Source organism: Sporosarcina luteola (assembly GCF_007991495.1).
Classification (GTDB): Bacteria; Bacillota; Bacilli; order Bacillales_A; family Planococcaceae; genus Sporosarcina; species Sporosarcina luteola.
The window spans coordinates 1-26,526 of sequence record NZ_BJYL01000029.1 but is presented as its reverse complement, the minus strand read 5'-3'; the positions used below and the strand labels follow the sequence as shown (position 1 = coordinate 26,526).

Genomic DNA, 26,526 nt, shown 5'->3' with positions numbered 1-26,526 from the left:
TCCCTCCTTACCTATGATCAATCTGCTGGTTTTGAATATAATGCTTAATTTGTTCTTCAGTGTTGTCACTGACTGTCGATACAAAATAACTCGAATTCCACATATGATCTCCCCATAGCTTGTTCTTTAATTCCGGATGTTTGAGAAACAACTTGCGGGCAGAGGAGCCTTTAAAAGCCTTCATAATGGAAGGTATCACGTGCTGAGACTTACAGCTGATCAGCATATGAACGTGGTCTTTTCCTGTCTCCAGCTCCAAGACGACGATTTCATTATCAGAAGCAATGTCAGTAAGAATTTCTTTCAAATCCGTTTCCACTTGTCCTTGGAGAATCGGATACCTATGTTTTACACACCATACAATATGATAGTACAACATATAAACATATCCTCTTCCTTAATTGACTTTGTCTATGTTTATCACCCTACTTATGATACTGCATATGTGTGGCAACTAAGTAAAACAAAGGCATTCGCTAACTCATGACTGAAGTCACGAGAGTGCGCTCATTAGTTTTTAACTACCAGTACCTCTATTGGATAAAATTCATTAAGTAGCTCAAGTATCTTTTGTTCCATAACATAACTCTCCAATTTCAAGCATTTCTATTATTCTTGTCAGTCTTAATGGTGAATGTAGTCATCAAAACCATGAATATCGGCAATAAACTCCATAAAAAGAAGCCCCAGTGATCTGTAACTAGCGATAGAACTAAGAAAAAAACAAGTACGGCAAATGAAGCATACACAGAAACTTTTTGATATTTATTCAGATTACTCACCCCAGATGTCATTGATTTATTACTACCTTTTACATTATACATATTATACAGTATTTTCAATATAAATATAATAGTCAAACAGAAAATGATATGAGGAGGATGTCCAACAGATCTCATACTTTACTAGCTACTAATTGACTGTGAACGTGAACATTATTGTTGAACCGGACAAGAGCTGCTTAATTGACCGCGGGAGCTCAATTTTCCTTCGCGCGGGACTTTAAGAAACGTTTAATTGACCGCCGGGGCTCAATTTTCCTTCGCGCGGGACTTTAAGAGATAGCGGCAGTCTAATTTTCCAGCGTACGGGAAATTACGAACTGTTTCATCAACCAATCATGCCCTATTTTGCCGATTCGTACGGCAATCAAAAAAATAGAGCTGCCCAGATGATTTTCCGGACAGCTCTCTTCTCATTCTCTTTTATTTCGAGACTTCTACAGCGTAATCTGCCAATAGCCTTGCCCCGTAGCCTGTTGCGGATTTTGCATAATAGCCTGATGCGCTTGACTTGCTCATCATGCCTGCCATATCGACATGCAGCCATTTGCTGTTTTCCGGCACGAAGCGGCGTAGGAAAAGACCTGCCGTGATGGAACCCGCGAAGTTCAATGAACTGATATTGTTCATGTCCGCGTAATCACTTGCGAGTGACTTGTCGTATGCTTCAACCAAAGGCATCGGCCAGACGAAATCGCCGTTTTGGTCACCGACTTTTTTCATGATGAAAGACAATTCCTCATCGCCGAAAACGCCTCCGATTTCGGAACCGAGCGCTGCTACAATTGCACCCGTCAACGTTGCGATGTCAACGATGTATTCTGCATTCAATTCACCTGCACGAATTAAAGCATCCGCCAAGATGAGACGTCCTTCCGCATCTGTATTGCCGACTTGAACGGTTTTGCCGTTCTTATAACGGATCACTTCGCCAGGGAATACGGAATTTGCATCCGGCGTGTTTTCTACCATTGGAATTAAAGCAACGACATTTACGTTTGCCTTGGAATCAACGAGTAGCTGCATTGCTCCTGCAACTGCTGCAGAACCACCCATATCCATACGCATGCTGCTCAAGTCTTTGCCGCTTTTCAGACTGATCCCGCCTGTATCGAATGTAACACCTTTTCCGACGAGCGCAACAAGCGGTTTTGACGCATCGCCTTCATAACGGATTTCCACAAATGATGGCTTGTACTTGCTGCCACGGTTAACTGTCAATAGACCGTTCATTTCCATCTCTTCAAGCTGCTCTTTGCCATGGACAGTTACTTCAACGTCTTTCCCTTCGAACTTTTGCTTCAACACTTCAGGATACGTTTCAGGGTTCAGTACGTCCGACAATTCATTCATCAAATCACGTGAGAAAGCGGTTGCCGCGGCACGGATCTTACCCGATTGAACAGCTGCCTGCATATCGCTTTCATCGACTTTAAGTTCCGTGTTGAATCGCTCTCCTTCAGATTTATACGATAGGAATTGATAGGAACCGAGATTCCATCCTTCAGCAAATGCCGTGAAGACTTCCTCTTTGTCTAAACCGGAGAACACATTTGCTAATACGCCGTCCTGCACAGTTGCTTTCTCCACTTTTTGTGCTGCCAAATCGCGCGCAATGTTCCCTGCCGTTGAACGAACTTTTTCCAAATTAGCCTTTTCAGCTTCCTTGATAACGATAAAATGTGTGTCTTCAATCAAGACTGAGCAATGGCCTGCCTTCTGTTGTGCGACAAAATTCTTCCTTGCATCATTGCCGCTGATCAATTCATCATTCGCAAAAATGATTTTTACTTCTGTCATTTCCATTCCCCCTACAACTAGTTATTTCGATTACAGAAATAGTTTACCATAAGTCAGCACTTTTTAAAGAATTATCTTTTTTCGACGATTACTAAAAAGAACGTTGCCACCGGACCTAATAATAGTGATAATAAAAACCAATTCAATCCACTTCTATTTTTTCCTTGGGCGATCCCCGCGTTAATCAATGCTAATGTTCCCCATCCTACAAAATAGCTTCCTTCCATACCATTTCCTCCTTACTTAGATGTCTGTCTTTGCAGCCTGCTTTTCGAGAAAATTCATTGCTTCCTGCACATCATTTGTGCAAAAAAGCGTTTTGCTTGCGTCCATTACTACGCGATCCTCTGCATCTATATAATCCGTAAGCGGAATCGTATTAAAGAACTTTTTCCATTTATGATTTTGCTCAAGCAATTTGATTTCCTTTTTAATATCTTCCTGGATGATTTCATTTATCATAAACACCGTTTCATTCATTTCCACTTCCGGAAACCTTTTTATAAGTATCTTCAATTGTTCATTATCCCAATCGGCCTGCAATAATGAAGTTGTAGATCCTACATTGTCGGCTGCATCCATCAAATCATCTGTCCAAACTTCATACTGGTCGTCGTCCAGTTCATTGACCGATATGATGCCAACGTTAAAATAGGTTTTATCCGGTCCTACTGCTTTCGACTTTTTTCTTCCGAACAAGACGAACACCTCCATACATTCTATACGTCTAATCGATGGAAAAGTTTCGGGAAATATTTTTTCACAGTACCTTGCAATGAATAATACCATATGATATATTACTCTTAACACAGTAGTACTCTATACACAGTACTGGAAAAGGAGGGGTAGTTTGTGAATATTCAATTCAAAAAGGGCGTTTTAAATTTATGCGTCCTTGTTTTATTGGATAAACAAGATCGTTATGGCTATGAATTAGTCCAAAAAATTTCTGATCAGATTTCCATATCAGAAGGATCTGTTTATCCACTGCTGCGCCGATTGACGAAAGAAGGCTATTTCACGACCTACTTACAGGAATCAACCGAAGGACCTCCCCGTAAATATTATAAATTGACGGATGCAGGACGTGATTACTTACATGAGCAACTGGAAGAATGGCGCAGTTTCACGGAAGGTGTAAATAAATTAATCGAGGAGGGCGTTCGCCATGACTGAAAACCAATTTATAACGGAACTAGAGCAAGCTTTGAAAAGACTTCCATCAGAGGAAAGAAACGATATTTTGCAAGACATCCGCGAGTACTTTTCCAATGGAAGAGATGACGGAAAAACCGAAACTGAAATTGCGTCTTCCCTAGGGTCACCTAGTAAAATTGCAACGGAACTATTGGACGCCTATCCATTCGAAGAGATTCAGGCAACACACGGGGCTTCACGACTTTCAACATCCCCTTCAACTGAAGTAATTACAATTCAAGACGATCGCTATACAAAGGTTGATGTCGATGTTTTTCATGGAGCACTTTCCATCTTTCCTTCAAATAACTCTGAGACGAAAATTGAACTAGTGAATTCCAATGATAAGCTCGAATTTTCCGCAGACGTTTTTGAAGATACGTTACGAATCAGATTGAAAAAGAAAGGTCTTTGGTTATTCATATTCAATTTCAATACGAAGGAGGTTGCGTTGAACGTGTTTATTCCCAAGAAACTCTATCAATCCATTTCAATGAAAACCGATAATGGGCACATAAAAGCTGAGAAGTTGATCGGCAAATCTATCGAGGCTCGTACGGATAACGGACGCATTGAATTGACTGAACTGGCAGCGACTACACTTAATGCGGAAACGGACAATGGAAGAATCGAAATTTCGAAGGTGCAAAGTGATCGGTTGAAGGCAATGACGGATAATGGCCGTGTAATTATGAGGCATGTCGAAGCCGATTCAATCCATGCCGAATCGGATAATGGACGCATTGAATTCGACCAAGTGGAAGGAGAATTGTTCGCAATCACTGACAACGGCCGGATCACACTTGCCGCAGAGCATCTTGACCGTAATATCGATTTTGAAACGGATAATGGAAGCATCGAAATTACATCTTCCTATAAGCCGACCAATGCGACAATCCATGCCAAAACAGGACATGGAAGGATTGATGTGTATGGAGATCGAAACGCCCGCACCCGTTTCGGAGCGGAAGAATATCAGATTCGATTGAAATCAGATAACGGACGGATTACGGTGAAATGATCATAAAAAAAGAGGGCGATTCTTCGCTCTCTTTAACTGTTTATAGAGTTTTGATAATCACTATCATTGTTTTTAAAGTTCTCAGCGCCAACCCGTCTTTTAATCTCCTCTTCGCTTAATGGAGGTGGAAGTTGATCAGCCGGTATGATTTCATCTTCTTCATAGACCATATTTCGTTCAACCGCTGCATTTCTTGCGTTAATCCCGCGGCCGTAGCTTTCTGCTTCCTCTATTGTCATCTCATATCTTTCATCTTTCATCTAGTTGCATCTCCTTTACCTACTTTTTCTTGTAATACCCTTTTCGAATTAAAAGAAAACATTTGAATATGATATAGTAGACATCAATCCACACATAGTATGTCGCAGTGAATTGCTTTCATACTTCAAAACTGAAAAGAGGTCGAGACAATGGTGACGATTTTTGTTGATGCAGATGGGTGTCCTGTTGTAAATGAAACGATTTCCATTGCAAAAAAGTTCAAGCTCCCTTGCATCCTTATTTGTGATACGGCGCATGAAATGCATCGGGAAGGTGCAGAAACAGTCATCGTATCAAAGGGGGCGGATGCGGTCGATTTTGTTTTGGTCAACCGTGTTAAAAAAGGTGATATCGTCGTGACACAAGATTACGGCCTGGCAGCAATGGTGTTGGCAAAGCAAGGACATCCGATTGACCAGAACGGAAGACGGTACACCGAAGAAAATATCGATCAGCTTTTATTCGCGCGTCATACTGCACAAAAGATCAGGATGGCGGGAGGAAGGCTACGCGGGCCTAAAAAGCGCTCTAAAGAAAGCAATGAAAAATTCATAGAAAGTCTTAAGGAATTATGCAAATTTGCCATTCCCCCTAACAGTTAAGCCCGCCTATTGGTCGGGCTTTCATAATTACTCCTACCCCTTCATAAAATACATCAGATGATAAATTCCATTGTTGACAAAAAGGACATGCAAAAATGTTTAGCAACTTGCCTTGAAGGCAAGAGAATAATAAAGATATTGGAGGTCTGTCCATGCCGAAAATTCTATCCGTCAGTACAGTACTGCCCCCCCATGAGGTGAAACAGGAACAGGCAGTCGAACTGACCCGCGCTCTGTTCAGTCGAAGATTCAAAGATATCGAACGGCTTTTGAAAGTCTTTCAAAACGGCGATATCGAGAAGCGGGATGTGTGCATGCCTCTTGAGTGGTATGGGCAACCCCATGATTTCGAGGAACGAAACACTTTATATATCCAACACGCCATCGACTTAGGCGTGGAGGCCGTACAAACATGTTTGCAAAACACGGAAACATTACTTGAAGTTGTTGACCCTACTGAAATTGATGCGATTTTCTTTATTTCAAGTACAGGCATTGCAACACCCAGCATTGAAGCGCGTATTATGAACCGGATTTCTTTCCGAGATGACACGAAACGCGTTCCGATTTGGGGTTTAGGTTGTGCAGGAGGCGCTGCAGGGGTTAGCCGCGCATTTGAATACTGCAAAGCCTTTCCAAAGTCGAATGTCTTAGTGTTATCGCTCGAGTTTTGCAGTTTAACATTTCAAAAGGATGATTATTCGAAAAGCAATCTCGTCGGTGTTTCCCTATTTTCAGATGGGGTTGCATGTGCTTTGATTGCTGGCGATCAGTCCGAAATTGCTGTGAATAAACCCGTTCCTTCCATTATGGGGACGACTTCAAAACTGATGCCTGATTCCGAAGATGTCATGGGCTGGGACATTAAGAATAATGGTCTCTACGTTGTCTTTTCGAAAAGCATTCCTTCCATCATCACAAATTGGTTAGGACCCTTTGTCCATGAATTCCTAGGGGCATATAATTTGAATAAAGATGATATCACTCATTTCGTCGCGCATCCTGGCGGCAAAAAAGTGTTGAAAGCGTATGAGGATGCATTAGGCTTTGATTCTACTAAAACGGATATTTCCAGAGATGTTTTGCGAAATCACGGAAATATGTCATCACCGACCGTCCTCTATGTGCTAAAGCAATTCATGGAATCATCGCCTGAAGCTGGTGACTACGGTCTAATGGCTGCTTTAGGACCGGGCTTCTGTGGCGAATTGCTTTTGTTGAAATGGAATTGAGGTGCCGCAAATGATATTTGGCATTGTCCTTTCCATCGTCATCCTTCAACGTCTCGTTGAATTGTTTATCGCCAAGCGGAATGAAAAATGGATGAAAGACCAGGGAGCCTTTGAAGCAGGCGCTTCACATTACCCACTTATGGTCGGCATGCATGTTCTTTTTTTCATCGTATTCATTATTGAAGTCAGTTTTTTTGACCGCCAACTTTCACCGATATGGCAGATTCTTTTGGCCATCTTTCTTCTCGCTCAACTACTTAGGGTTTGGTGTCTCGCTTCGTTAGGGAAGTTCTGGAATACTAAAATCATCGTCCTGCCCGATGCGGATGTTATACGAAGAGGTCCCTACAAATGGATCCGCCATCCGAACTATGTAATCGTCGCTACGGAAATACTTGTGCTGCCTTTACTCTTTGGCGCCTTCCTGACCGCAGTTTTATTTTCAATCCTCAATATTTGGATGATGTCTATTCGCATTCCTGCAGAGGAAAAAGCACTGAAAAAAGCGACGAACTATACTGACGAATTCTCACTGAATAAATAAAAAAACACCAACGTCGGTGTTTTTTTATTTCAATCGTCTTCAAGCTATCCGCGTCAATGTCTTCCCCATATATCCAAAAAGAATTGTTAAAATCGGTGATAACAAACAAAAGAATGCAAAAGGCAAATACTCGACTGTCGAAACACCTAACACATCCGTTATGAAAATACCGCAAACACTCCACGGAACGAGTGGATTCACAACCGTACCCGCATCCTCCATGACTCGAGCCAAGTTTTTATTCGCCAGTCCGACTTTCTCATACTGCGTCTGAAACGCTTGCCCTGTCAATAAAATCGACAAATACTGTTCACCGATCAACACATTAATGCCAATCGCTGTAACAGCAGAAGCCATGATGACGGAGGAAACCTTCTTCAATAACGTTTCGATTTGAGCCAATAAACTTTGGACAATTCCTAATGTAAACAATAATCCTCCCATACTGAGAGCCAATAACACCAATGCGACCGTGAACATCATACTTTCCATTCCGCCACGCGTCAGCAATTCATCAACATCCTTCACGCCAGTCGAGGAAACAAATCCTTTGAATAAAATCTCCAGAATTTGTGTGAATCCATAAGTATGATGAAGAAAGGAAAGAAGGACAGCAACTGCCGAGCTGACCGCCAACGTAAGCAGCGCTGGCACCTTTTTAATGGTCAGGAAAAATAGAACGACGAGCGGAATGACCGTATACCAATGGATCATCCCAGTTTCAAGAAGCGTTTCCTTAAAGACTGCAACCTTTTCGAATTCTCCTGTAGTAACATTCGGCGATAGTGCTCCGAAGAAGAGGAAAGAAATGATAAAAGCTGGAACAGTCGTCCAACCCATATTACGAATATGCTCAAATAAATCGACACCGACTATCGACGAGGCAAGGTTCGTCGTATCCGAGAGCGGCGACATTTTATCACCAAAAAATGCTCCGGAAACGATAGCGCCAGCAGCTAACGGCAATGAAAGTTCAAGCACACTAGCCATTCCTATGAATGCCACCCCGACTGTCGCTACAGTCGTGAGTGAACTACCGATTGAGACGCCTACGATAGCCGTGACGACGAAGACAATCGCAAAAAAGAAAGTCGGCGTTATCAAGTGAAATCCTGCGTAAATCAACGAAGGAATCGTGCCACTCATCATCCAACTGCTTATCAGAATGCCGATGAAGAAAAAGAGAAAGACAGCGCTCATCCCAGCTCCTGCACCATCCACCAAACCTTTTTCAAGTCGGCGGAACGGAATCCGTTTCAGCAGGCCATAGCCAATTAATAACAAAATTGAAAAAAGAATAGGCAAGTGCGGAACGGAATCGAATCCTATTATGCTGACGCTGATAACGAGTACAATGCCAGCAATGAGTGCGGCTGATTCAAAAAACGTCGGCGTATGAATCGCTTTAATTTTAAACATAATACACTCTCCTATACTTTATAATAAATAAAAAAAACCCCTTCCATCCCTTAAAAGGGACGAAGGAGTTCTCCGCGATACCACCCTAGTTGACGGCTTTTTTTGCCATCCACTTCATTGCAAAAAGAGAAAAACTGTTGATGTACTTCATGCCCGCCGCTGCCTGAATTTGCACTGCCCATTCAGTCTCTAGTTGCTGCCCACGACGGTATTACTATGTCAACTCTCCGTTGATTATTTAATTTATCCGAATGTCTTGTCGTTTTTTATTATGTTTTGTATCTTACCACGCATGTTGTAAAAGTCAATAGTCATAATGCCACGCCGATTAAAAATCCACTATACCCAAGTAAAATGCCAACACCATATGTAAAAGAGATATAACTCAAGAACTGCAATTTTCGATTAGCATTCCATAATTCCAGCAACTCTTTATTCAGCGTTGAAAATGTCGTAAGCGCGCCGGCGAACCCCGATACGAGTAAGAGCTTCCACAATGTTGGAATATCCAATCCCACTAGTATTCCGATCAGCAAGGAACCAGTTAAATTCACAGCCAAGGTCCCGTATGGCAGGCTGCCTTCCCTGTTCAACCGACCGGAAATGAAATACCGTATAACCGCTCCAATAAACCCGCCTGCACCTATCATAACCAGTTCAACGGCCGTCATCCTCTTACCACCTTCCACCCTGCCCTCATACCTGCAATTCCGAACATTAACCCACCAAGAATACTGCCAGCAATATACAAGAGCGCAAACAATAGGTGGCTGTTCTGAAATAGGGACACTGTTTCCATGCTGAATGCGGAAAAAGTAGTGAACGAACCTAAGAAACCGGTCGTTATTGCTGTCCGCAGTTCTTCATTAGCCGTGATACGTTGGATGACGCCTGCGCTAAGGAAGCAAAGTAGAAATGTTCCCGCCATATTCACGGCAAATGTCGCGAAAGGAAAATCGGACGAAACCCCTATGAGTTCACCAATCCCGACACGACAAATCGCACCGAGCGCACCAGCAATGCCGACAAAAAAGGCTTTCTTCATGATTCCACCAGTTTCAATAGACGACGTAATAAAATCGTTTCAAGGGAGAGGCGTTTTTCATTCTCTCCAAATTGAATTCGAATGTCTTCTTCACCGATTTCTTGGACAACTCCTTTTCCAAATACGCGATGGTTTACATGCATGCCTTCCGATAGCTCATTCCGGTTATGAATACCATCCGGATCCATAGGAATCGAAAGATTAGCCTTTGTCAGTTTCTCCACTTTCTGCTCTTCAGGTTTCATCAAGATCCCTCGCACTTCATTCACAAATCGGGAATCCTCTTTTGTCTTCCCATTCTGTTTTTGATAGGATAATAGTTCCAATCGATCTTTCGCACGCGTCATTCCAACGTAGAATAACCGCCTTGCTTCTTCCATTAACAACGGATCATTTTCATCCTCTTCAGATGGAATGATCCCTTTCACTAAGTCAATCATAAACACACGTCTGAACTCCAGCCCTTTTGCGCTATGGAATGTCGACAACGTCAACGCATTATCTGGCGGATTGAATTTGGCCTGCTGAACCGCTTCTTCCAATTCCTTTAAGCGGGTAGCAAAGTCAACCATCGTGCGCACTTGTGAGGCGATCCCTTCAAGCGTATCCAGTATGCCAAGAAGTTGATCGATTCTGTAACCGAATTTCGCGGCACGGCTTTTAAGTGCCTCCTCATATTCCAATTCATAGCGAATCATCCGGATGACTTGGGCAGGCCGCATCGTTGGAATTTTAGTGTACGCTACCTTGTAGTCATTCAGTTTGTCGATTTGGCTGCTTTTCAGTTGAACACTGTCCTTAAACGCATCGAAAACATTCCCCGAAGTCGGCGTTGTTAAAAATTCGGTCAGCATCTTTCGTGAGATGAATAAATTCATTTTCATTGCCACTTTTGAAAAAACATCTTTTCGCTCATCATTGAAACTCAGGCGCATGAAATTCAAAATATCTTCTACAATCCAATGTGAAAAAAACTTGTCATCGGCATCTTTCATATAAAAAGGAATTCCTCTTCTATGGAGTTCATTGACATACATTGTCGAAGAAGAATTATTTCTGAATAAAATGGCGACCTCACTCAAGTTTTCCTCATCTAATAATTCATATGTGACATATTCCAAAAGCTGTTTCGGATCTTCGTATTGTTTGATGAAAATAGGCCCGACCTCACGATTATCCGTCCGCATTTCCTTTGCATATCGATGTCGATTTCGTTTGATGAATTTGGCGGCTGTATCAACAATCTCTTTTGAAGATCGGTAATTCTGTTCCATCATGAGCAGCTCTGCATCCGGATAGACCTTCTTAAAATCGAGCAAATAAGCGGGATCCGCCCCACGCCATGTATAGATGGATTGATCGTCATCTGCGACGACACAAAGATTGCCGTGATGCGCCACGAGATGCTCTACAATCCGGTGTTGCACGAGCGACGTATCCTGACTTTCATCTGTTAGTATATAATCGTATCGGCTACGGAAGCGTTCAGCAAGCTGTTCGTCAATCCGTAGCGCCTGTTCTGCGATCGATAACATATCGTCAAAATCGAGAAGCAGGTGGCCAACCGTTTTCGATTTTTGCTGTTCGTATTTCAATGCGATGCTGCCAGCATTATCGAAAGGACCTGGCACTTGTTCCCACTCTTTAAAAGGGATCATCCTATTTTTAAGGAAGCTGATGAACGTCGATAGTGAAGCCAATTCTTCTTCCGTGCCATCTTCTTTCAGCGTTTCTTTGTATAGGGCTTTCAATAGCATCGATTTAGTAGGCGACTGCTTCCCTTTCCCACCACCCTCAATTAATTCAAATCCGGTGCGGGTTTTATTCAAATAAGTTCTTGTAATACTATAAGCCAAGCTATGTATCGTAGAAAAATCGATTGGATCATGCTGTGGAAAGAAACGTTTGAATCGTTCTGTCATGTCTCTTGCAGATGCGCGGCTGAAAGTGATCGCTTTTATGCGTTTCGGATCTACCTTCTTCTCTTCAATCAAATAACCGATTCGCATGATCATCGTCGTTGTTTTCCCCGAACCCGGGCATGCTAATAAAAGCAACGGCCCTTCCGTTTGAAGTACTGCGCTTTTTTGAACATCATTCAATTGAATATGTAGTTCATTCATTTTTCGATTAAAAAAATCCGTCATTACAAGGTGCTCCTTCTCTTTGCATTGTACTTAATTTACCATACGAACGCGTAATTGTTGAGAAGTTGCTTGTGAAATGAAACAACCTCTGCAATTATGCAGAGGTTGTTGACTAGAACCCGCCTGATTCAAGCCGATCGTTTTGAATATCCACTTTTTCGTTTTTACTACCCTTATAGGCAGTGGAGGCAACTTCGTTTGTGCGTCGTTGTTCGTCGGTATACTCGGTGCCGGCCAATTCGGCTCTTGTATTGTCCTTGTTGCTTTGGCCTTTGTTTTTATCCTTTTTAAACAATGTCATCACTCCCGTGTGAGTAGTCTTCATAAGATACCCCAAAGAGTGAGAGTTAATCATGCTATCAGCCATTCCTCACGCAGAAGCGAAAATAGTTGACCGTCATGCGATTTGCCGTTTTGAAAGAGATAGCTGCGAAGGATCCCTTCTTTTTGGAATCCATGCTTTTCCAAAAGGCCGATTGATGCGCTATTGTCCAAAAACGTAACCGCGCCCATTCGATTTAAACCTAGCTCCCCGAAAGAATAATTCAGTACGGCGATCAATGCTTCGGATGTATATCCACTCCGCCAAAAATCAGGGTGAATTTCGAAGCCGACTTCTGACTTTTTCATTCCCATCGATAAAAGATTTAATCCGATTGTGCCGATACAGCGATTATCATTTTCCACTAGGATCGCCCATCGAATCCCACGTTTCGCCTTAAACGTACTTTTGAAATGCTGTACCAATTTTTCAGCCTGATGAATGTCCGTCATCGGCTCACTGCCATAGTATTTCAGAACCCTCGGATCCGTAAAATTAGCGAAAAGTGCCGGTGCATGTTCCATTTTCACTTCAACGAGTCGAAGACGATCTGTTTTCAATAAAGGAAATGACATCATTTACCTCCCGTTCCAACCGTGAATTCACAGCGCTAAGAACTCGATCTGCAAGGTGAACCGGATCGTACTCTTCCAAGTATCTATCTTCCGCAGGGAAATACCGGCTTTCATATTTCTTTAAGATTTCATCTTGTGTTCCAATATAATGATCTCTACCCAATACGCGTTCAAGTCGGTCTTCTTTGTTTACGTCAATGAATATGACAGCATCGAAGTAGTCCCGTAATTCTTTTCTCTGAAGAAATACACCTTCAACGATAATCATTCCTTCAGCTGGAATCATTACTTGCTTCTCTTCATAGTCATCATTTTCTTTATTATAAAATTCAATAAGGCCGTTAATCGGCAACCCGTTCTTCAATGGTTTTAGAATTGATTGAATCAAATAGTCATAACGCCATTGCTTATTATAATATGCTTCTTGTTCTGATACGTTTTGATCATACCGAATGGATTTCGGATAAATGAAATCATCCAAATGAAAAAGCTTCGCATGGTCAAGTCGCTGCTGAAGAATTTTGGAAAATGTTGTTTTCCCTGATCCCCCTAAGCCGTCGATGCCGATAATCTTTGCCTTATTCACTTATTTCGGAAATCCGATGGAATTGAATGGATAGAATCTGAAACCGACTTTCCCGACTACGGATTCTTGATCGATACAACCAATTATCCGGCTGTCTGTGCTATTTCTTCGATTATCGCCCAAGACAAAAAGCTGTCCTTCCGGAACGGTAACTTCAAAATCCTGAGTCAATTTTTCGTCTTTAAAAATCTGATCCTTATTCGCCTCTAAGTACTCTTCTTTGTATTCTTTCCCGTTAATGAAAAGCTTGTCATCTTTCATAACGACAGTATCTCCTGGAAGACCGATCACCCGTTTAATATAGTCTTCTTTTGACCCCGGGGCATGGAAGACAATTAAGTCAAAATGATCGAGTTTATGGATTTTGGAGATAACGACACGGTTCTCCGATTCAAAAGTAGGCTCCATCGATTGTCCAGACACGATGACTGGTGAGAATAAAAAGTGGCGAATCACGAAAACGAGCACACAAGCAACTGCAATGGATTTAATCCAAGACATAATTTCATTTGTAGTTTCTTTTTTCAATTGATGACCTCCGTTCAAGCAATTGGTAGTTGTTTAATTATATTATAGACTATTTTTCTTATGAAAGGTTCCAAATTCTAAACAACCCAATCACCTTTTTCAAGCGGTCGGGTTATTCATAGCTACTGCGAATTGATTCTCATTTAATTTTCTACAGTCTTTTGTAAATGAGCTGTGCAATTGAATAGCTGACAAATATTATGCTCGTCTGATAGCTGTACAATCGTTAAAGACGTATTATCAAGGCTTTGTTCATACATTGTATCAGTGACAAGTTCGTTCAACATCCGTTTAATGAAGCTGCCATGACTGACGACCAATACCCTTTCGCCGGCATGCTTCTTTTTGATTTCATCAAGGGATTCCAATCCACGAGAAACGATAGACTCATGCGTTTCAAACCCCATGTCTTGCAGTTTCCAATCTTCCCCCCACTTTTCGATGCGCTCTGCCTCAGTCGTTCCTTCCACCAGTCCACCGCCTGTTTCACGTAAGCGCGCGTCTTCCACCAGCCCTACACCCGGCATTTTCGCTGCAATGATTTCTGCTGTCTTCTTCGCTCTTATCAGATGGCTCGTATAAATAATATCCCATTGTTCTGCCGCTAATCGATCTGCCACTTGCTCCGCCATTTGAATCCCTTCTTCATCCAACGGAACATCCGAACTGCCTTGCGCTCTTCCCTCTTTATTCCACGCTGTCACGCCATGTCTTACAAAACCGATAATCGTCAAACTAACCACTCCCCTTTTGTTTTAGACTATACAATATACCCTAGCGATCGAAGTACGTTATCCATGAATGATTCGATATACAAATAGACTTCTTCTCTCTCAGGCTCTTGATAGAGATCATGATAGAGATGCTTCCACTCCTTGTAGTGCAGCTCCGATAATTGCTGATTGAGCAGCCACTTTCTTGCAATACTAATGTCTGTTATTTTATCTTGGCCACCCGTGTGAAGGAGGATCGGCACGTCATATATACTTTCTTCATGCGTGATGATCGATTTCATCATTGTGAGCATTTCCCTATACCAAGATGCGACAACTGTGGAACTGTAATCACGGTCGTTTTGAAACTCTATGTACATATCATAGTTTCGAGTCAACATCTCAATCGTAATATCATGATTCACTTTCATGGAACTTGATAGTTTTGTGAGTACTCCTGAAAACTTAGTTGGCTGATGTTTAATAGACAACCAAGGCGAGCTGAATATAAAACCTGCACATTCCAATTTTTCACGTTGCAAAATATGCATGACAATCGTTGCGCCAAGTCCATGCCCCAGTACGAAAAGCGGTAAATTATCTTGCAGTGCGATTTCAATCATCTTTTTCACATGGTCCACATACGACTCGAATGATTCGTCATGAATCCTTCTTCCACTATCGGAACCGTGTCCCGGCAGATCGCTCGTTACGACATGGAAGCCATCGTTTCGAAGTTTCTGGATGAGCCATGCATACCGCCGATGATGTTCATAGGCATTATGGACAATTACAATTACTGCTTTCGGTTGTCCTTCGGCTTCCCATTTCCACATAGCAATCACCTCCCCTTTCTGTATATGAAAGTTTTGTGATACGATAAATTATACATGATTTTTAGAAAAGAGGAGACGTTCATGATTTATCCATACAATGGAAAGACACCAAAAATCGACCCTTCCGTCTATGTCGCGGATTATGCAACGATTACCGGCGATGTAACAATCGGGGCAAACAGTTCCATCTGGTTCAATACAGTCATACGGGGTGACGTGGCACCGACAGTTATCGGTGAACGGGTCAGCATCCAAGATTTAAGCTGCCTCCATCAAAGCCCCGGACAAACGTTGCTCATTGAAGATGATGTGACGGTTGGCCATAAAGCACTTTTACATAGTTGCATAATTCGTAAAGGTGCGCTGATCGGAATGGGTTCCATCATTTTGGATGGCGCAGAAATCGGCGAAGGTGCGTTCATCGGAGCCGGCAGCCTTGTACCGCCGGGCAAGAAAATCCCGCCAGGCTGTCTTGCCCTCGGCTCACCTGCAAAAGTTGTACGTGAGTTGAATGATGAGGATCGTGCTGACATGAAACGGATCGTTGATAGTTATGTTGAAAAAGGACAGATTTATAAATCTATCAATCAGTAATCGATATGCTGCTCACTCGGGCAGCATTTTATTTTTTGGAAGCTACTAAAACAATGATGCCCGCCACGGTGACAATTGCAACAAAAGCAATGATTGCTAATAAAACTAAACTGGTAAATGCCATTTTCAAAACGCCACCTTTTAATGTATTAATAGTATAAACGTTGCGAATTTAGTTTAGTTCCCTTCTGAGGAATGGACCCTGGATGTGAATGAATGGGCCTTTGTTCGGAATGAATGGACCTTGAATGTGAAAGAATGGACCTTTGAGTATGCCTTCATAAAATGAGTTCTCATTCTTCTTCCTGAAGTTCTCATTCCCTCTAAATGAGTTCTCATTCTTACCCGTAGAGTTCTCATTTCCTCTATTTGAGTTCTCATTCTTACCCGTAGAGTTCTCATTTCCTCTATTTGAGTTCTCATTCTTCCCCGTAGAGTTCTCATTATCACTAATGAGTTCTCATTCTTCCCAGTACAGTTCTCATTTCACCACAACATAAAAAAACAGAAAGCTTGGATTTCTCCTTACTTCCTGCATTTATTCTATCCTCAACTAGACAATCCCGCTTTTTCCACCAATTCTGCTGCCTTGTCTGTCTGCTCCCATGGGAGTTCTACGTCTGTGCGGCCGAAATGGCCGTAGGCAGCGGTCTGTTTGTAAATCGGGCGGCGAAGATCTAGCATTTTAATAATGCCGGCTGGGCGTAGATCGAATAACTCACGCACGATTTCTACAAGCTTGCTTTCCTCGACTTTTCCTGTTCCAAAAGTATCGATTGAAATGGATACCGGTCGCGCCATACCGATTGCGTAAGCCAATTGAACTTCACAACGGTCCGCAAGTCCTGCTGCGACGATGTTTTTAGCAACATAGCGTGCTGCGTAAGAAGCGGAACGGTCCACTTTCGTAGCATCCTTACCTGAGAATGCGCCGCCGCCATGTCTTGCATAACCGCCATACGTATCGACGATAATTTTCCGGCCAGTCAAGCCTGCATCTCCTTGTGGACCACCGATAACGAAACGGCCTGAAGGATTAATGAAGTATTTTGTTTCTCCATCTAATAATTCAGCAGGCACGACTGGTTGAATGACATGCTCTTTTAAATCTCTTTGAATTTCTTCTAATGTAGTATCAGGATGATGTTGAGTCGAAATGACAATTGTGTCGATACGGACAGGATTGTTATTCTCATCATACTCTACCGTTACTTGTGTTTTACCGTCTGGACGCAGATACGGAAGAATGTCTTCTTTTCGAACTTGTGCAAGTCTGCGGGCCAGTTTATGCGATAAACTAATTGGCATTGGCATTAGTTCAGCTGTTTCATTACATGCATATCCGAACATGAGCCCTTGGTCTCCCGCTCCGATTGCGTCAAGCTCTGCATCCGACATGGTTCCTTCGCGTGCTTCCAGTGCAACGTCGACGCTTGCCGCGATATCCGGTGACTGTTCGTCGATTGAAGTCAAGACTGAAGACGTTTCCCAGTCAAATCCGAATTTTGCACGTGTATACCCGATTTCCTTAACTGTGTCCCGGACAACTTTCGGAATATCAACATATGTTGTTGTCGTAATTTCTCCAATAACTAACACAAGTCCAGTCGTGATTGTTGTTTCACACGCTACTCGTGCATTCGGATCCTCTTCCAATATTGCGTCCAAAATGGCGTCAGAAATCTGATCACACATTTTGTCCGGATGTCCTTCTGTTACCGATTCAGATGTGAATAATCGGCGATTTGTCATTGTTGTTTCCTCCTTAACGGCTTGCAAATATTGATACGGTACTCTAATTGTCCCAGTAAGTTCAGCGCCTAGAGAGTCGACGTCAACATACACAAGGATTAAGGGCCTGACAATATAAAAAGCCCTTCACTCACGTAAATATACATGAGGAAAGGCATAATTTCAAAAGCAGCACCTTTCACTCTTATCGTCCAAGGAATTCAACCTTGCTCCAGGTTTGGCACCTTCTCGTGGGATTACCACGCAGGTTGCCGGGCTTCATAGGGCCTGTCCCTCCGCCAGCTCGGGATAAGAGTATCCGTTCAACTATCTATGGTAGAGAAAAGTTTCGATTTTGTCAAATCTTTTCGGACTATCTGCTTGAGTTTTTGATTAGTATAGATTATTATTCTAAATGTGTTATACTATTTACGAAATGTGATGAAACCCAGCAAATGGGATTACATGCAAAGGACGGTACGAACAATATGATCTCAGCGAAAATCGAAAGCGGACTAAATGAGTTACTTTCAGGCAATAACGTAAACATCCAGCCTTCCGTGGCGGAACTGGTTGAAAAAGCGACAGCTCGCGGAGAAGCGAAACTTTCTGCAGATGGCGCAATCACAGCGCAAACTGGAAAGTACACTGGCCGTTCTCCTGGAGATAAGTACACTGTCGAAGAAGCTTCCTCAAAAGATAAGATCGATTGGGGTAAAGTGAATCAACCGATTTCAACTGAAGTATTTGATTCCTTATATACAAAAGTGCTAAACCACTTGAAAATGAAAGACGAATTATTCGTATTTAAAGGCTACGCTGGTGCTGATAAAGAATCCCAGCTATCCATCCAAGTCATTAATGAATATGCTTGGCAAAACCTATTCGTGCACAATCTTTTCATCCGCCCTACAGAAGAGGAATTGAAAACGCATGAAGCCCAATTCACGATCTTAGCCGCTCCATCTTTCAAGGCGGACCCGGCAGTTGACGGAACTAAATCAGAAACCTTCATTATTGTATCACTTGAAAAGCGAATTGTGTTGATTGGCGGTACTGAATATGCCGGGGAAATGAAAAAGTCGATTTTCTCCGTTATGAACTACTTGCTTCCTGAGCGCGGAATCCTTTCCATGCATTGCTCTGCAAACGTTGGTCAAGAAGGGGATGTTGCCCTATTCTTCGGTTTGTCCGGCACAGGAAAAACAACACTTTCAGCTGACGCTAATCGCAAGCTAATTGGTGATGATGAGCATGGCTGGTCAGACAACGGAGTATTCAACATCGAAGGCGGATGCTATGCAAAATGCATCAACCTTTCCCAAGAAAAAGAACCTGAAATCTTTGGAGCAATCCAATTTGGTACAGTTCTTGAGAACGTTGTGGTTGACGAAAAGACACGCGTGCCCGATTACGATGATAATTCATTAACTGAAAACACACGTGCTGCTTATCCAATCCATAATATCGAAAATATCGTAACACCATCGGTTGCAGGTCATCCGAAAGCAATCGTATTCTTAACAGCGGATGCATTCGGCGTGTTGCCTCCAATCTCTAAATTGACGAAGGAGCAAGCGATGTATCACTTCCTAAGCGGTTTCACATCGAAACTTGCAGGAACAGAACGTGGTATCACTGCTCCTGAGGCTACTTTCTCAACATGTTTCGGTTCTCCGTTCCTACCACTTCCAGCAACTGTGTATGCTGAAATGCTAGGAAAGAAAATCGACGAGCATGGAGCACAAGTATTCCTAGTTAACACGGGATGGACTGGCGGCGTGTATGGTGTCGGCAAACGTATGGCATTGAAACATACACGTACAATGGTGCGTGCAGCAATTGCCGGTCAATTGAATGACGTTGAGTTCGAAGAAAATCCAATTTTCGGTCTTGCTATGCCAAAAGCTATCGATGGCGTACCAAGCGAAGTATTGAACCCTCGAAATGCTTGGAGCAATCCGGCAGAATATGATGCAAAAGCAACTGAATTAGCTGATCTATTCCGCGAAAACTTCAAGAAGTTCGGTCATGTTTCTGAAGATATCACGCTAAAAGGCGGACCAAAAGCATAATATATAAAGAAAAACCAGGCGCATATTTATCGCGCCTGGTTTTTTATGTTCTATCATAGAAACGCATTTGAGCGATAGCTGATACAAAGTCTTCTCCAAAGTTTGGATTGTTTTCGGCAAATACAACACCTGCCAAATTATTTGCTTCCGACCCTTCGATAAAGAACTGTCCTGTTGTAGCGACACCGATTGGTTTATAATGCCTATATGCCACTTGTATGAACTCCGTGACATCAGAGTTGAATTTCGCCTCGTTCTTAGATTGACCACCAACGACGTATAACGAGTCAAGCAAATAAGGGCTAGTCGTTAGAAACGTTTCGTCTACTTTCAGTTTCGTGCCATCACTTCCAGTAACAGTGCCTAGCATTTCACTTACTATAACAACCCAAACCCCGTACTTTTCCAATTCTTTTATCGTATTGGTCACTTCGTTTGTGTTAAATCCATCCCCAACCAATACGCCGACTTTCATGGAATATGCATATTTAGGAGTGCTAGCCTGGCTTAAGGAAGGATACTTCGTTGAAACAGGCACATTGGTACCGTTTGGTCGATTGACCCCGACATTATCCGCAACAATGTCCGCCATCCCTTTATCGACGTTGACTAATATATCCACACTTTGCTGGCGGACCGATTCACTTTTACAACTTCCGATTTGATAACTAAGTGCTTCGATCATATGTTGCTTCTCCACCGGCGTCAAACTATTCCAGAAGATTCTAGGCTGTGTAAAAAAATCATCGAATTTTTCAGGGCGCTCTCGCGTGACATGCCCTTCCACCTTCATTGGATAATGCTTATATCCGCCTTTTTCAGGCGGAGTCGTAAACGGTGTATTATTTTCCAATGAATTTCTATGATAGCTAGTTTCGTCTACATCGATTCGATACCTCATAAACCCTTTTCGCTGATTATTATGGAACGGACAGACCGGGCGATTGATTGGGAGATCCTGATAGTTTTTACTGCCTAACCGATGTAATGCCGCCGCTTGGTATGCAACTAACCTTCCCTGAAGAACAGGATCATTGGAAAAATCAATTCCTGGAACGACGTTCGCTGGGTTAAATGCCGCTTGTTCAATTTCCGAAAACTCATTATCCACATTTCGATTCAAGGTCATTTTCCCGATAATCTGGACGGGAATGAGCTCTTCAGGCCAAAACTTTGTGGAATCAATAATATCAAAATCGTATTTGAATTCATCTTCCATTGGAATCAGCTGAACCCCTAATTCATATTCAGCAAAAGCTCCACGGTCAATTGCCTCTCTCAAATCACGTCGGTGGAAATCCGGATCAATGCCCCCAATTTTCTGTGCTTCATCCATAAGCAAGGAATGAGAGCCAAGAACAGGCTTCCAAACAAATCTCACAAACGTTGCCACATCTTGATCATTGACAAACAAGTATGTGCTCACAGACCAGGATTCCATCATTCTGTAACTTCTCAGAATGCCTCGGTCAGACATGACCCATAATGTCATATGGAGTGATTCCGGGTTATTTGCAACATAATCCCAAAAAGTATCATGTGCTCCCGCTGCTTGCGGCATACCTGTGCGTGGCTCAGGTTGATAAGCATGAATGATGTCAGCGAACTTCATCGCATCTTGGTTGATCAAAACCGGGAATCCGATCATCGTCATATCGTAATTCCCTTCTTCTGTATAAAACTTGACACCTAAGCAACGCAAGTCCCTTGCCGTATCTTTTGAGCCTTTGCTTCCTTGCACAGTAGAAAACCGGACAAATAAAGGCGTCTTTTTCCCTGCCTCCTGTAAAAAACCGGCTTTCGTAAATTGTTTCATCGATTGGTAGCATTCGAACTCTCCATGAGCCCCGTATCCTCTCGCATGAACTTTTCTTTCCGGGATTTCTTCATGTACAAATGATGTGATTTTTTCGAAGTAATGAAAGTCTTCTAACAGTCCCGGACCTCGTTTGCCTGCCGTTAAAATCCTCTCATCATCTGAGATTTTTCTGGACACATTTGTCGTCATTGGCTTCCCGGCATTGACGATGCGAAATTCATCTAGTTGTTCTTGTTTACTGTTCTTATTGACATTTTCATTATTCAACTTTAAACTCACTCACCTTTCCTTACGATAGGTATTCACCCAATATATATATGACGACGTCTATTCATAAGTTCCTTAATGTTATTTATTGAAATAATATAAAAATCCCCAATGGAGAATTTAATTCTTCTCCATTGAGGATTTCATCATTTTTTTTGTTCCTTCATCCATATGCATAAGTCACGGACAGTCTGTGCGTTATGCTCTGCAGGAAAGTAATGTGTATACTCGGGGAAATACCAAGTTTCGTAAAGCTTATTATGCTCCCTCAAGGCATCTTCCAGTAAGATCGCTTGCTCAAATGATACATTTTCATCTTTCATCCCGTGGATAATCAATACAGGTGCCTCGATATCATCTACTCTAAACAAAGCAGTACGCTCCCTATAAGCGTCTGGCATACTGTTTGGCGTACCTCCGATGACCCGCTTCATCATCCGTCGCATATCTTTCCGTTCATTATATGTAAAGATGACATCTGAGACTCCTGCCCATGTGACAACAGACGTAATATCCTTCCGTAAAATGGCTGTCCATAACGCCATGATCCCGCCGCGCGAAAAAGCATAGAGATGGATTCTTTCCTTATTCACTTTAGCGCTCTGCTTGATAACGTCGACGGCATTTATGGCGTCTTGCCGATCATCGCCAGCAAACTCGTCACGCCCCTCTCCGCCACGGTTCCCCCGATAATAGGGGGCAAATACGACGAAGCCTTGTGAAGCGAACTGAGCGATGCGAGACGGGCGAACCATTCCTACATGCTGGATACCACCGCGCAAATAAATAAGTCCATCATAATTCCCTGCGATAATCGGTTCTGCAAGCAACCCTTTCACTTTAAATCCATCTGACCAATACGTAATTTCTTCAAGACGGATGTGAGGATTCGGGGATGGATAGTCTCTTCTATGTAAAATAGCTCCATTATCATACATAATTTTCAACCCACTTACGGATTTTAGGCATCCCGGCATCTTTCATATGGAAACTCAACTCATCGCACTCATTCAATTCCTCGTCCGTCATCCACAAAGCACCTTCTGTCTCATGCAGTTGCGGATTCTCGTCAATGCTCACAACTTGCGCCGTGAACACTGCCTTGCAAAAAGTAACATTGCTCACCACGACATATTCAGCAAACTTCACCAAATCCGTAATTGTTACTCCTGTTTCCTCAATCGTTTCCCGGATAGCGGCGTCCTGAATCGTTTCCCCTTCCTCCGCCTTTCCTCCTGGAAATTCGATACCGCGCACCGAGTGGCGTGTCAATAACCATTTATCTTTATGTTTCAATACAACGAGTACATGTCTCGCTTCCATATTCATGCGATTATCCCCAAATGTCAGCTCGACATGTGCTCCTTGTAAATCTTTAAATGTAGTCGTTGCTATGTGACTTCACGTCCTTTCATTCAATTGGATGGTTGAACGGGGCCAGAAGTTATCTTCGGACTGCCTTTTGTAAAATACGGCAGCTTTTCGATAAACTTCTTCGTTTCCTCATCCGTAAATTCATGGATTAATGCATACAACTTCATCGTCCGAACATCAATTTCATGGTTGTCCCGATCGTAATGGTATTGTAAATAAGGGCGTGTATGGCCTCTAAGGAAATTCGTGAATTCCAAACGGCCTATTTGAGAAAACAGGTTATTGAAGACAGGCAAGAATTCCCTACTCATTTCCACTTCGTATTCCCAAGGGGAAGCATGCTTATGCGGATAAATTTGTTGATTGGCAATTGAAACGTACATTCTTACTTTGTCGTTGTCCATTTGAGTAACCATCCTTTTTTAAAAAATAGTATGGTTCCCTTCAGCGAAATGATTCTCACTTTCACTTCTTATTTTACACTTACTTACTTGCGGCCTCAAAAGTAAAGCACGAATTCCCAAATTAAACAGGAATCCGTGCTCACACAATCAAGCCTTTATATCGACTGACATCCCTTTATGAGGATGTGCTGCCACAGGAGGTTGATCTTGCAGACCTTGAAGCATATCCGTCATTGCTGCTGTTTCCATGGATAATGCTTTGTTCATGACGCTCATTTGTACAGTCGATTGAAGACTTCTCAATTGGCTCGCCATGATGGAGTTCATGTCCATTGCCATTCCTCCCTTCATCCTTCTTTATCGGAGAAATAGCGAAAGTTTCAAGACAACTCGATTATTTATTATCTTCTCCAAGGAATGCATTCAACATCCATTGGTGCTTTTCGATGCTCTGATACGTCGCGTTCAATATGTCTTCCGTCATATCATCACCGTCTTTTGAGGCAGCATCCATCCCCTTTTTCAGTGACTTCATAATTTCACCAAAGTCTTCAGCGATGGCCTTCACCATTTCTTCGGCTTCTTCGTCGCCCTTCGCCTCTTTCACGACGGACTGCTCCAAATGCTCTTTCAATGTTGCTGTCGGATTACCTCCAAGTGTTAAAATCCTTTCGGCAATTTCATCCATATGGGCAGTCGCCTCATTGTATAGCTCCTCAAACTTTGCATGCAATGTAAAAAATTGCTTCCCTTTCACATACCAATGATAATTATGCAGTTTTGCATACATGACAGACCATGTAGATACTTGTACATTTAATTCTTCCATTAATTCCTTAGACATAAAAAAACCCCTTTTCAATCATTCGTATTTAAAATGCAAATGCATCTTCCTGTTAATTTACCACCGGAACAAATAAAATAAACATATATAAGAAAGCAAGGGGATACTACATTGAAAACAATCTTAATCGGTTTTATTAAAATATATCAAAAGATCATTTCTCCACTAACACCGCCTTCATGCCGCTTCTATCCTACTTGTTCACATTACGGTGTCGAAGCTATCGAAAAGCACGGTGCACTGAAAGGAACATGGTTGGCGATCCGTCGAATTTCTAAATGTCACCCATTTCATGAAGGTGGTTTCGATCCTGTTCCCGAAAAAATCATAAACAAAAAGTAATGGATTTACACCGGCGCTTGCCGGTTTTTTCTTTTTTGTTGCCAAATAGATGATCATCTAGTATTATAAGAAAGCAGTTAAATCGTAATCATTACTATTAACAAATCGGAGGGTAATCTTTTATGAAGAAAAAGTTATTCATTCTCCCCGCACTCATTTTTACTTTGATAATTGGTGCATGTGGGAATAAAGAAGAAAAGGCAGAGGGACAGAAAGAAGATAAATTATCAGTATATACAACAGTGTATCCTTTACAGTACTTCACAGAACGGATCGGCGGGGAGTTTGTTGATGTTCATTCCATCTATCCTGCTGGGGCTGATGAGCATTCATTCGATCCGACACAGAAGGATATGATTTCTCTTTCCAATGCAGATCTATTTTTTTACATAGGACTTGGCTTAGAAGGATTTGTGGACAATGCTAAAAAAACGTTAAAAGATGAACATGTAACTTTGGTAGCTACCGCTGATTCAATTACAAAAGAACAGTTAGATGAGGGACATCATCATGATGAAGAAGAGGATCATGATGAACATGGACATGAAGAAGAGCATGATCATGAGCATGGTCAATTCGATCCCCATGTATGGATTTCTCCGATTTTAAGCATTGAATTGGCGACGTCCATAAAGGATTCACTTATTACGAAAATGCCGGAAGAAGCAGAAACGTTCGAAAAGAATTTCGACATGCTTGAAGATGATTTAATGGATTTGGATGAACGGTTCAAGGAAATGGCTCAGCAAGCTCCTACAAAAACATTTTTCGTCTCGCACGCTGCATTCGGCTACATTTCCAAAGAGTATGGGTTGAACCAGGTTGCGATAGCAGGGTTAAATTCACAGAGTGAACCTTCACAAAAGCAGTTGGCTACAATTGTCGAACAAGCAAAAGAAGATAATGTCCATTATATTTTATTTGAACAGAACGTGTCTTCAAAGCTGACAGAAGTTGTTAAAAAAGAAGTCGGCGCTCAATCATTGATGTTGCATAATCTTGGAGTGCTTACGAAAGATGATGTGAAAAATAACGAAACCTACTTCACTCTGATGGAACAAAATTTGAAAGTTCTCGAACAAGCGCTTAGTAATAAATAAACAAGCAAAAGCGGAGGTCGGTGTTTAGCCCCGACAGGCGGTGGAGGACTTGAAAAAAAGGCGCTCTTTGCCTTTTCTTTCAAGACCGAAGCGACCCGAGAGGCTGCCGACCGCAGCTAGATGATAGCAAAAGTGGAGGTCGGTGTTTAGCCTCGACAGGCGGTGGAGGACTTGAAAAAAAGGCGCTCTTTACCTTTTCTTTCAAGACCGAAGCGACCCGAGAGGCGACAGGCATAAGGCGAAGATGCGAAGTGGCGCCCTTTGCCACACAGCAGCTTTGACTTATGACCCCGAGCCTCTGCCGCCCGCAGCTAGATGATAGCAAAAGCGGAGAGCGGCTGCCGAGAGGCGACAGGCATAAGGCGA

At 42.4% G+C, this 26,526-nt stretch carries 31 protein-coding genes and 1 riboswitch; of the genes, 9 read left to right on the top strand and 22 right to left on the bottom strand.

The window, feature by feature from the left end; all coding sequences use genetic code 11:
- Positions 1-7: 7 nt before the first annotated feature.
- The 4 genes from tnpA to SLU01_RS11080 all read right to left on the bottom strand — a co-directional run bounded on the left by tnpA (position 8) and on the right by SLU01_RS11080 (position 3,281).
- On the bottom strand, positions 8-379 hold the full coding sequence (gene tnpA, locus SLU01_RS11095) for an IS200/IS605 family transposase (RefSeq protein WP_147058273.1): 372 nt from the start codon (positions 377-379) through the stop codon (positions 8-10).
- Between the two features lie 826 nt (positions 380-1,205).
- A complete protein-coding gene (locus SLU01_RS11085) occupies positions 1,206-2,582 on the bottom strand; it encodes a leucyl aminopeptidase family protein (RefSeq protein WP_147058269.1) in 1,377 nt (458 codons plus the stop codon).
- 71 nt (positions 2,583-2,653) lie between these two features.
- The gene (locus SLU01_RS17995) at positions 2,654-2,809 is read right to left on the bottom strand and encodes a hypothetical protein (protein WP_170232677.1); all 156 of its coding nucleotides are present in this window, start codon (positions 2,807-2,809) and stop codon (positions 2,654-2,656) included.
- 16 nt (positions 2,810-2,825) lie between these two features.
- Positions 2,826-3,281 (bottom strand): hypothetical protein, encoded by a 456-nt coding sequence (locus SLU01_RS11080; protein WP_147058267.1) that lies wholly within the window; start codon positions 3,279-3,281, stop codon positions 2,826-2,828.
- Positions 3,282-3,434: 153 nt separating this feature from the next.
- Here SLU01_RS11080 and SLU01_RS11075 point away from each other — a divergent pair, with 153 nt between their 5' ends.
- Positions 3,435-3,758, top strand: coding sequence for a PadR family transcriptional regulator (locus SLU01_RS11075; protein WP_147058265.1), 324 nt, complete (start codon positions 3,435-3,437; stop codon positions 3,756-3,758).
- On the top strand, positions 3,751-4,800 hold the full coding sequence (locus tag SLU01_RS11070) for a DUF4097 family beta strand repeat-containing protein (protein WP_147058262.1): 1,050 nt from the start codon (positions 3,751-3,753) through the stop codon (positions 4,798-4,800). The genes SLU01_RS11075 and SLU01_RS11070 overlap by 8 nt, the downstream gene beginning before the upstream one ends.
- A 32-nt stretch (positions 4,801-4,832) precedes the next feature.
- Here SLU01_RS11070 and SLU01_RS11065 read toward each other — a convergent pair whose 3' ends face one another.
- Positions 4,833-5,060: a hypothetical protein gene (locus SLU01_RS11065; protein WP_147058260.1), complete on the bottom strand. Its 228-nt coding sequence runs from the start codon at positions 5,058-5,060 to the stop codon at positions 4,833-4,835.
- A 150-nt stretch (positions 5,061-5,210) separates the two neighbouring features.
- Here SLU01_RS11065 and SLU01_RS11060 point away from each other — a divergent pair, with 150 nt between their 5' ends.
- The 3 genes from SLU01_RS11060 (at position 5,211) to SLU01_RS11050 (ending at position 7,439) form a co-directional block, all read left to right on the top strand.
- Positions 5,211-5,663, top strand: coding sequence for a YaiI/YqxD family protein (locus SLU01_RS11060; protein WP_147058258.1), 453 nt, complete (start codon positions 5,211-5,213; stop codon positions 5,661-5,663).
- 152 nt (positions 5,664-5,815) lie between these two features.
- Entirely contained in the window at positions 5,816-6,895 is a 1,080-nt protein-coding gene (locus SLU01_RS11055) for a type III polyketide synthase (RefSeq protein WP_147058256.1), read from the top strand.
- Between the two features lie 10 nt (positions 6,896-6,905).
- On the top strand, positions 6,906-7,439 hold the full coding sequence (locus SLU01_RS11050) for an isoprenylcysteine carboxyl methyltransferase family protein (protein ID WP_147058254.1): 534 nt from the start codon (positions 6,906-6,908) through the stop codon (positions 7,437-7,439).
- Between the two features lie 39 nt (positions 7,440-7,478).
- Here the strand turns inward: SLU01_RS11050 and nhaC are convergent, their stop codons facing one another.
- The 10 genes from nhaC to SLU01_RS11000 all read right to left on the bottom strand — a co-directional run bounded on the left by nhaC (position 7,479) and on the right by SLU01_RS11000 (position 15,610).
- The gene (nhaC, locus tag SLU01_RS11045; RefSeq protein WP_147058252.1) at positions 7,479-8,858 is read right to left on the bottom strand and encodes a Na+/H+ antiporter NhaC; all 1,380 of its coding nucleotides are present in this window, start codon (positions 8,856-8,858) and stop codon (positions 7,479-7,481) included.
- A 311-nt stretch (positions 8,859-9,169) separates the two neighbouring features.
- A complete protein-coding gene (locus SLU01_RS11040; RefSeq protein ID WP_147058249.1) occupies positions 9,170-9,529 on the bottom strand; it encodes a fluoride efflux transporter FluC in 360 nt (119 codons plus the stop codon).
- Positions 9,526-9,903: a fluoride efflux transporter FluC gene (locus tag SLU01_RS11035; RefSeq protein ID WP_147058247.1), complete on the bottom strand. Its 378-nt coding sequence runs from the start codon at positions 9,901-9,903 to the stop codon at positions 9,526-9,528. Before SLU01_RS11035 ends, SLU01_RS11040 begins: the two co-directional genes overlap by 4 nt.
- Positions 9,900-12,050 (bottom strand): ATP-dependent helicase, encoded by a 2,151-nt coding sequence (locus tag SLU01_RS11030; RefSeq protein WP_147058245.1) that lies wholly within the window; start codon positions 12,048-12,050, stop codon positions 9,900-9,902. Before SLU01_RS11030 ends, SLU01_RS11035 begins: the two co-directional genes overlap by 4 nt.
- A 112-nt stretch (positions 12,051-12,162) precedes the next feature.
- The gene (locus tag SLU01_RS11025; RefSeq protein WP_147058243.1) at positions 12,163-12,345 is read right to left on the bottom strand and encodes a hypothetical protein; all 183 of its coding nucleotides are present in this window, start codon (positions 12,343-12,345) and stop codon (positions 12,163-12,165) included.
- A gap of 56 nt (positions 12,346-12,401) precedes the next feature.
- Entirely contained in the window at positions 12,402-12,947 is a 546-nt protein-coding gene (locus SLU01_RS11020) for a GNAT family N-acetyltransferase (protein ID WP_147058241.1), read from the bottom strand.
- On the bottom strand, positions 12,904-13,533 hold the full coding sequence (locus SLU01_RS11015) for an AAA family ATPase (protein WP_147058239.1): 630 nt from the start codon (positions 13,531-13,533) through the stop codon (positions 12,904-12,906). Before SLU01_RS11015 ends, SLU01_RS11020 begins: the two co-directional genes overlap by 44 nt.
- Positions 13,534-14,061, bottom strand: coding sequence for a signal peptidase I (gene lepB, locus SLU01_RS11010; RefSeq protein ID WP_373866413.1), 528 nt, complete (start codon positions 14,059-14,061; stop codon positions 13,534-13,536). It abuts the gene before it with no gap.
- Between the two features lie 143 nt (positions 14,062-14,204).
- Positions 14,205-14,804, bottom strand: coding sequence for a histidine phosphatase family protein (locus tag SLU01_RS11005; RefSeq protein WP_308507726.1), 600 nt, complete (start codon positions 14,802-14,804; stop codon positions 14,205-14,207).
- Positions 14,805-14,821: 17 nt separating this feature from the next.
- Complete coding sequence (locus SLU01_RS11000) at positions 14,822-15,610, bottom strand: alpha/beta fold hydrolase (RefSeq protein WP_147058235.1); 789 nt, start codon at positions 15,608-15,610, stop codon at positions 14,822-14,824.
- Positions 15,611-15,691: 81 nt separating this feature from the next.
- Between SLU01_RS11000 and SLU01_RS10995 the strand changes: the two genes are divergently transcribed.
- Positions 15,692-16,204 carry a gamma carbonic anhydrase gene (locus SLU01_RS10995; RefSeq protein WP_147058233.1) on the top strand — a complete coding sequence of 171 codons (513 nt, stop codon included), beginning with the start codon at positions 15,692-15,694 and terminating at the stop codon, positions 16,202-16,204.
- A gap of 549 nt (positions 16,205-16,753) precedes the next feature.
- On the opposite strand, the gene metK is transcribed toward SLU01_RS10995, so the two are convergent.
- Positions 16,754-17,956 carry a methionine adenosyltransferase gene (gene metK, locus SLU01_RS10990; RefSeq protein ID WP_147058231.1) on the bottom strand — a complete coding sequence of 401 codons (1,203 nt, stop codon included), beginning with the start codon at positions 17,954-17,956 and terminating at the stop codon, positions 16,754-16,756.
- Between the two features lie 181 nt (positions 17,957-18,137).
- A riboswitch (SAM riboswitch) is annotated at positions 18,138-18,251 on the bottom strand.
- 172 nt (positions 18,252-18,423) lie between these two features.
- Between metK and pckA the strand changes: the two genes are divergently transcribed.
- Positions 18,424-20,010: a phosphoenolpyruvate carboxykinase (ATP) gene (gene pckA / locus SLU01_RS10985; RefSeq protein ID WP_147058229.1), complete on the top strand. Its 1,587-nt coding sequence runs from the start codon at positions 18,424-18,426 to the stop codon at positions 20,008-20,010.
- Between the two features lie 43 nt (positions 20,011-20,053).
- Here pckA and SLU01_RS10980 read toward each other — a convergent pair whose 3' ends face one another.
- The 6 genes from SLU01_RS10980 to SLU01_RS10955 all read right to left on the bottom strand — a co-directional run bounded on the left by SLU01_RS10980 (position 20,054) and on the right by SLU01_RS10955 (position 24,718).
- Positions 20,054-22,096, bottom strand: a complete 2,043-nt coding sequence (locus tag SLU01_RS10980; RefSeq protein ID WP_246110961.1) for a catalase — start codon at positions 22,094-22,096, stop codon at positions 20,054-20,056.
- Positions 22,097-22,242: 146 nt separating this feature from the next.
- Positions 22,243-23,034 (bottom strand): alpha/beta hydrolase family protein, encoded by a 792-nt coding sequence (locus SLU01_RS10975; RefSeq protein ID WP_147058227.1) that lies wholly within the window; start codon positions 23,032-23,034, stop codon positions 22,243-22,245.
- Positions 23,027-23,425 carry an NUDIX hydrolase gene (locus tag SLU01_RS10970; RefSeq protein WP_147058225.1) on the bottom strand — a complete coding sequence of 133 codons (399 nt, stop codon included), beginning with the start codon at positions 23,423-23,425 and terminating at the stop codon, positions 23,027-23,029. The genes SLU01_RS10975 and SLU01_RS10970 overlap by 8 nt, the downstream gene beginning before the upstream one ends.
- Before the next feature lie 86 nt (positions 23,426-23,511).
- Entirely contained in the window at positions 23,512-23,874 is a 363-nt protein-coding gene (locus SLU01_RS10965) for a transposase (protein WP_170232676.1), read from the bottom strand.
- Positions 23,875-24,021: 147 nt separating this feature from the next.
- Positions 24,022-24,207, bottom strand: a complete 186-nt coding sequence (locus SLU01_RS10960) for a putative motility protein (protein WP_147058221.1) — start codon at positions 24,205-24,207, stop codon at positions 24,022-24,024.
- A gap of 61 nt (positions 24,208-24,268) precedes the next feature.
- Positions 24,269-24,718: a Dps family protein gene (locus tag SLU01_RS10955; protein ID WP_147058219.1), complete on the bottom strand. Its 450-nt coding sequence runs from the start codon at positions 24,716-24,718 to the stop codon at positions 24,269-24,271.
- Between the two features lie 111 nt (positions 24,719-24,829).
- Here SLU01_RS10955 and yidD point away from each other — a divergent pair, with 111 nt between their 5' ends.
- Together yidD and SLU01_RS10945 are read left to right on the top strand one after the other, a co-directional pair.
- Positions 24,830-25,060 carry a membrane protein insertion efficiency factor YidD gene (yidD, locus tag SLU01_RS10950; RefSeq protein WP_147058217.1) on the top strand — a complete coding sequence of 77 codons (231 nt, stop codon included), beginning with the start codon at positions 24,830-24,832 and terminating at the stop codon, positions 25,058-25,060.
- 122 nt (positions 25,061-25,182) lie between these two features.
- The gene (locus SLU01_RS10945) at positions 25,183-26,160 is read left to right on the top strand and encodes a metal ABC transporter solute-binding protein, Zn/Mn family (protein WP_147058215.1); all 978 of its coding nucleotides are present in this window, start codon (positions 25,183-25,185) and stop codon (positions 26,158-26,160) included.
- The last annotated feature ends 366 nt before the right edge of the window (positions 26,161-26,526 follow it).

What these genes read in the sequence shown, in the direction of transcription:
- SLU01_RS10960 (WP_147058221.1), bottom strand. Translation starts at nt 24,207, where the DNA reads ATGGACATGAACTCCATCATGGCGAGCCAATTGAGAAGTCTTCAATCG.
- SLU01_RS10975 (WP_147058227.1), bottom strand. Translation starts at nt 23,034, where the DNA reads ATGTATGATAATGGAGCTATTTTACATAGAAGAGACTATCCATCCCCG.
- SLU01_RS11020 (WP_147058241.1), bottom strand. Translation starts at nt 12,947, where the DNA reads ATGTCATTTCCTTTATTGAAAACAGATCGTCTTCGACTCGTTGAAGTG.
- SLU01_RS11000 (WP_147058235.1), bottom strand. Translation starts at nt 15,610, where the DNA reads ATGTGGAAATGGGAAGCCGAAGGACAACCGAAAGCAGTAATTGTAATT.
- tnpA (WP_147058273.1), bottom strand. Translation starts at nt 379, where the DNA reads ATGTTGTACTATCATATTGTATGGTGTGTAAAACATAGGTATCCGATT.
- SLU01_RS11055 (WP_147058256.1), top strand. Translation starts at nt 5,816, where the DNA reads ATGCCGAAAATTCTATCCGTCAGTACAGTACTGCCCCCCCATGAGGTG.
- SLU01_RS11040 (WP_147058249.1), bottom strand. Translation starts at nt 9,529, where the DNA reads ATGACGGCCGTTGAACTGGTTATGATAGGTGCAGGCGGGTTTATTGGA.
- SLU01_RS10995 (WP_147058233.1), top strand. Translation starts at nt 15,692, where the DNA reads ATGATTTATCCATACAATGGAAAGACACCAAAAATCGACCCTTCCGTC.
- SLU01_RS11030 (WP_147058245.1), bottom strand. Translation starts at nt 12,050, where the DNA reads ATGACGGATTTTTTTAATCGAAAAATGAATGAACTACATATTCAATTG.
- SLU01_RS10970 (WP_147058225.1), bottom strand. Translation starts at nt 23,425, where the DNA reads ATGAATATGGAAGCGAGACATGTACTCGTTGTATTGAAACATAAAGAT.
- SLU01_RS11070 (WP_147058262.1), top strand. Translation starts at nt 3,751, where the DNA reads ATGACTGAAAACCAATTTATAACGGAACTAGAGCAAGCTTTGAAAAGA.
- SLU01_RS10955 (WP_147058219.1), bottom strand. Translation starts at nt 24,718, where the DNA reads ATGTCTAAGGAATTAATGGAAGAATTAAATGTACAAGTATCTACATGG.
- SLU01_RS17995 (WP_170232677.1), bottom strand. Translation starts at nt 2,809, where the DNA reads ATGGAAGGAAGCTATTTTGTAGGATGGGGAACATTAGCATTGATTAAC.
- SLU01_RS10965 (WP_170232676.1), bottom strand. Translation starts at nt 23,874, where the DNA reads ATGGACAACGACAAAGTAAGAATGTACGTTTCAATTGCCAATCAACAA.
- SLU01_RS11085 (WP_147058269.1), bottom strand. Translation starts at nt 2,582, where the DNA reads ATGACAGAAGTAAAAATCATTTTTGCGAATGATGAATTGATCAGCGGC.
- nhaC (WP_147058252.1), bottom strand. Translation starts at nt 8,858, where the DNA reads ATGTTTAAAATTAAAGCGATTCATACGCCGACGTTTTTTGAATCAGCC.
- SLU01_RS11050 (WP_147058254.1), top strand. Translation starts at nt 6,906, where the DNA reads ATGATATTTGGCATTGTCCTTTCCATCGTCATCCTTCAACGTCTCGTT.
- metK (WP_147058231.1), bottom strand. Translation starts at nt 17,956, where the DNA reads ATGACAAATCGCCGATTATTCACATCTGAATCGGTAACAGAAGGACAT.
- pckA (WP_147058229.1), top strand. Translation starts at nt 18,424, where the DNA reads ATGATCTCAGCGAAAATCGAAAGCGGACTAAATGAGTTACTTTCAGGC.
- SLU01_RS11060 (WP_147058258.1), top strand. Translation starts at nt 5,211, where the DNA reads ATGGTGACGATTTTTGTTGATGCAGATGGGTGTCCTGTTGTAAATGAA.
- SLU01_RS11035 (WP_147058247.1), bottom strand. Translation starts at nt 9,903, where the DNA reads ATGAAGAAAGCCTTTTTTGTCGGCATTGCTGGTGCGCTCGGTGCGATT.
- SLU01_RS11065 (WP_147058260.1), bottom strand. Translation starts at nt 5,060, where the DNA reads ATGAAAGATGAAAGATATGAGATGACAATAGAGGAAGCAGAAAGCTAC.
- SLU01_RS10945 (WP_147058215.1), top strand. Translation starts at nt 25,183, where the DNA reads ATGAAGAAAAAGTTATTCATTCTCCCCGCACTCATTTTTACTTTGATA.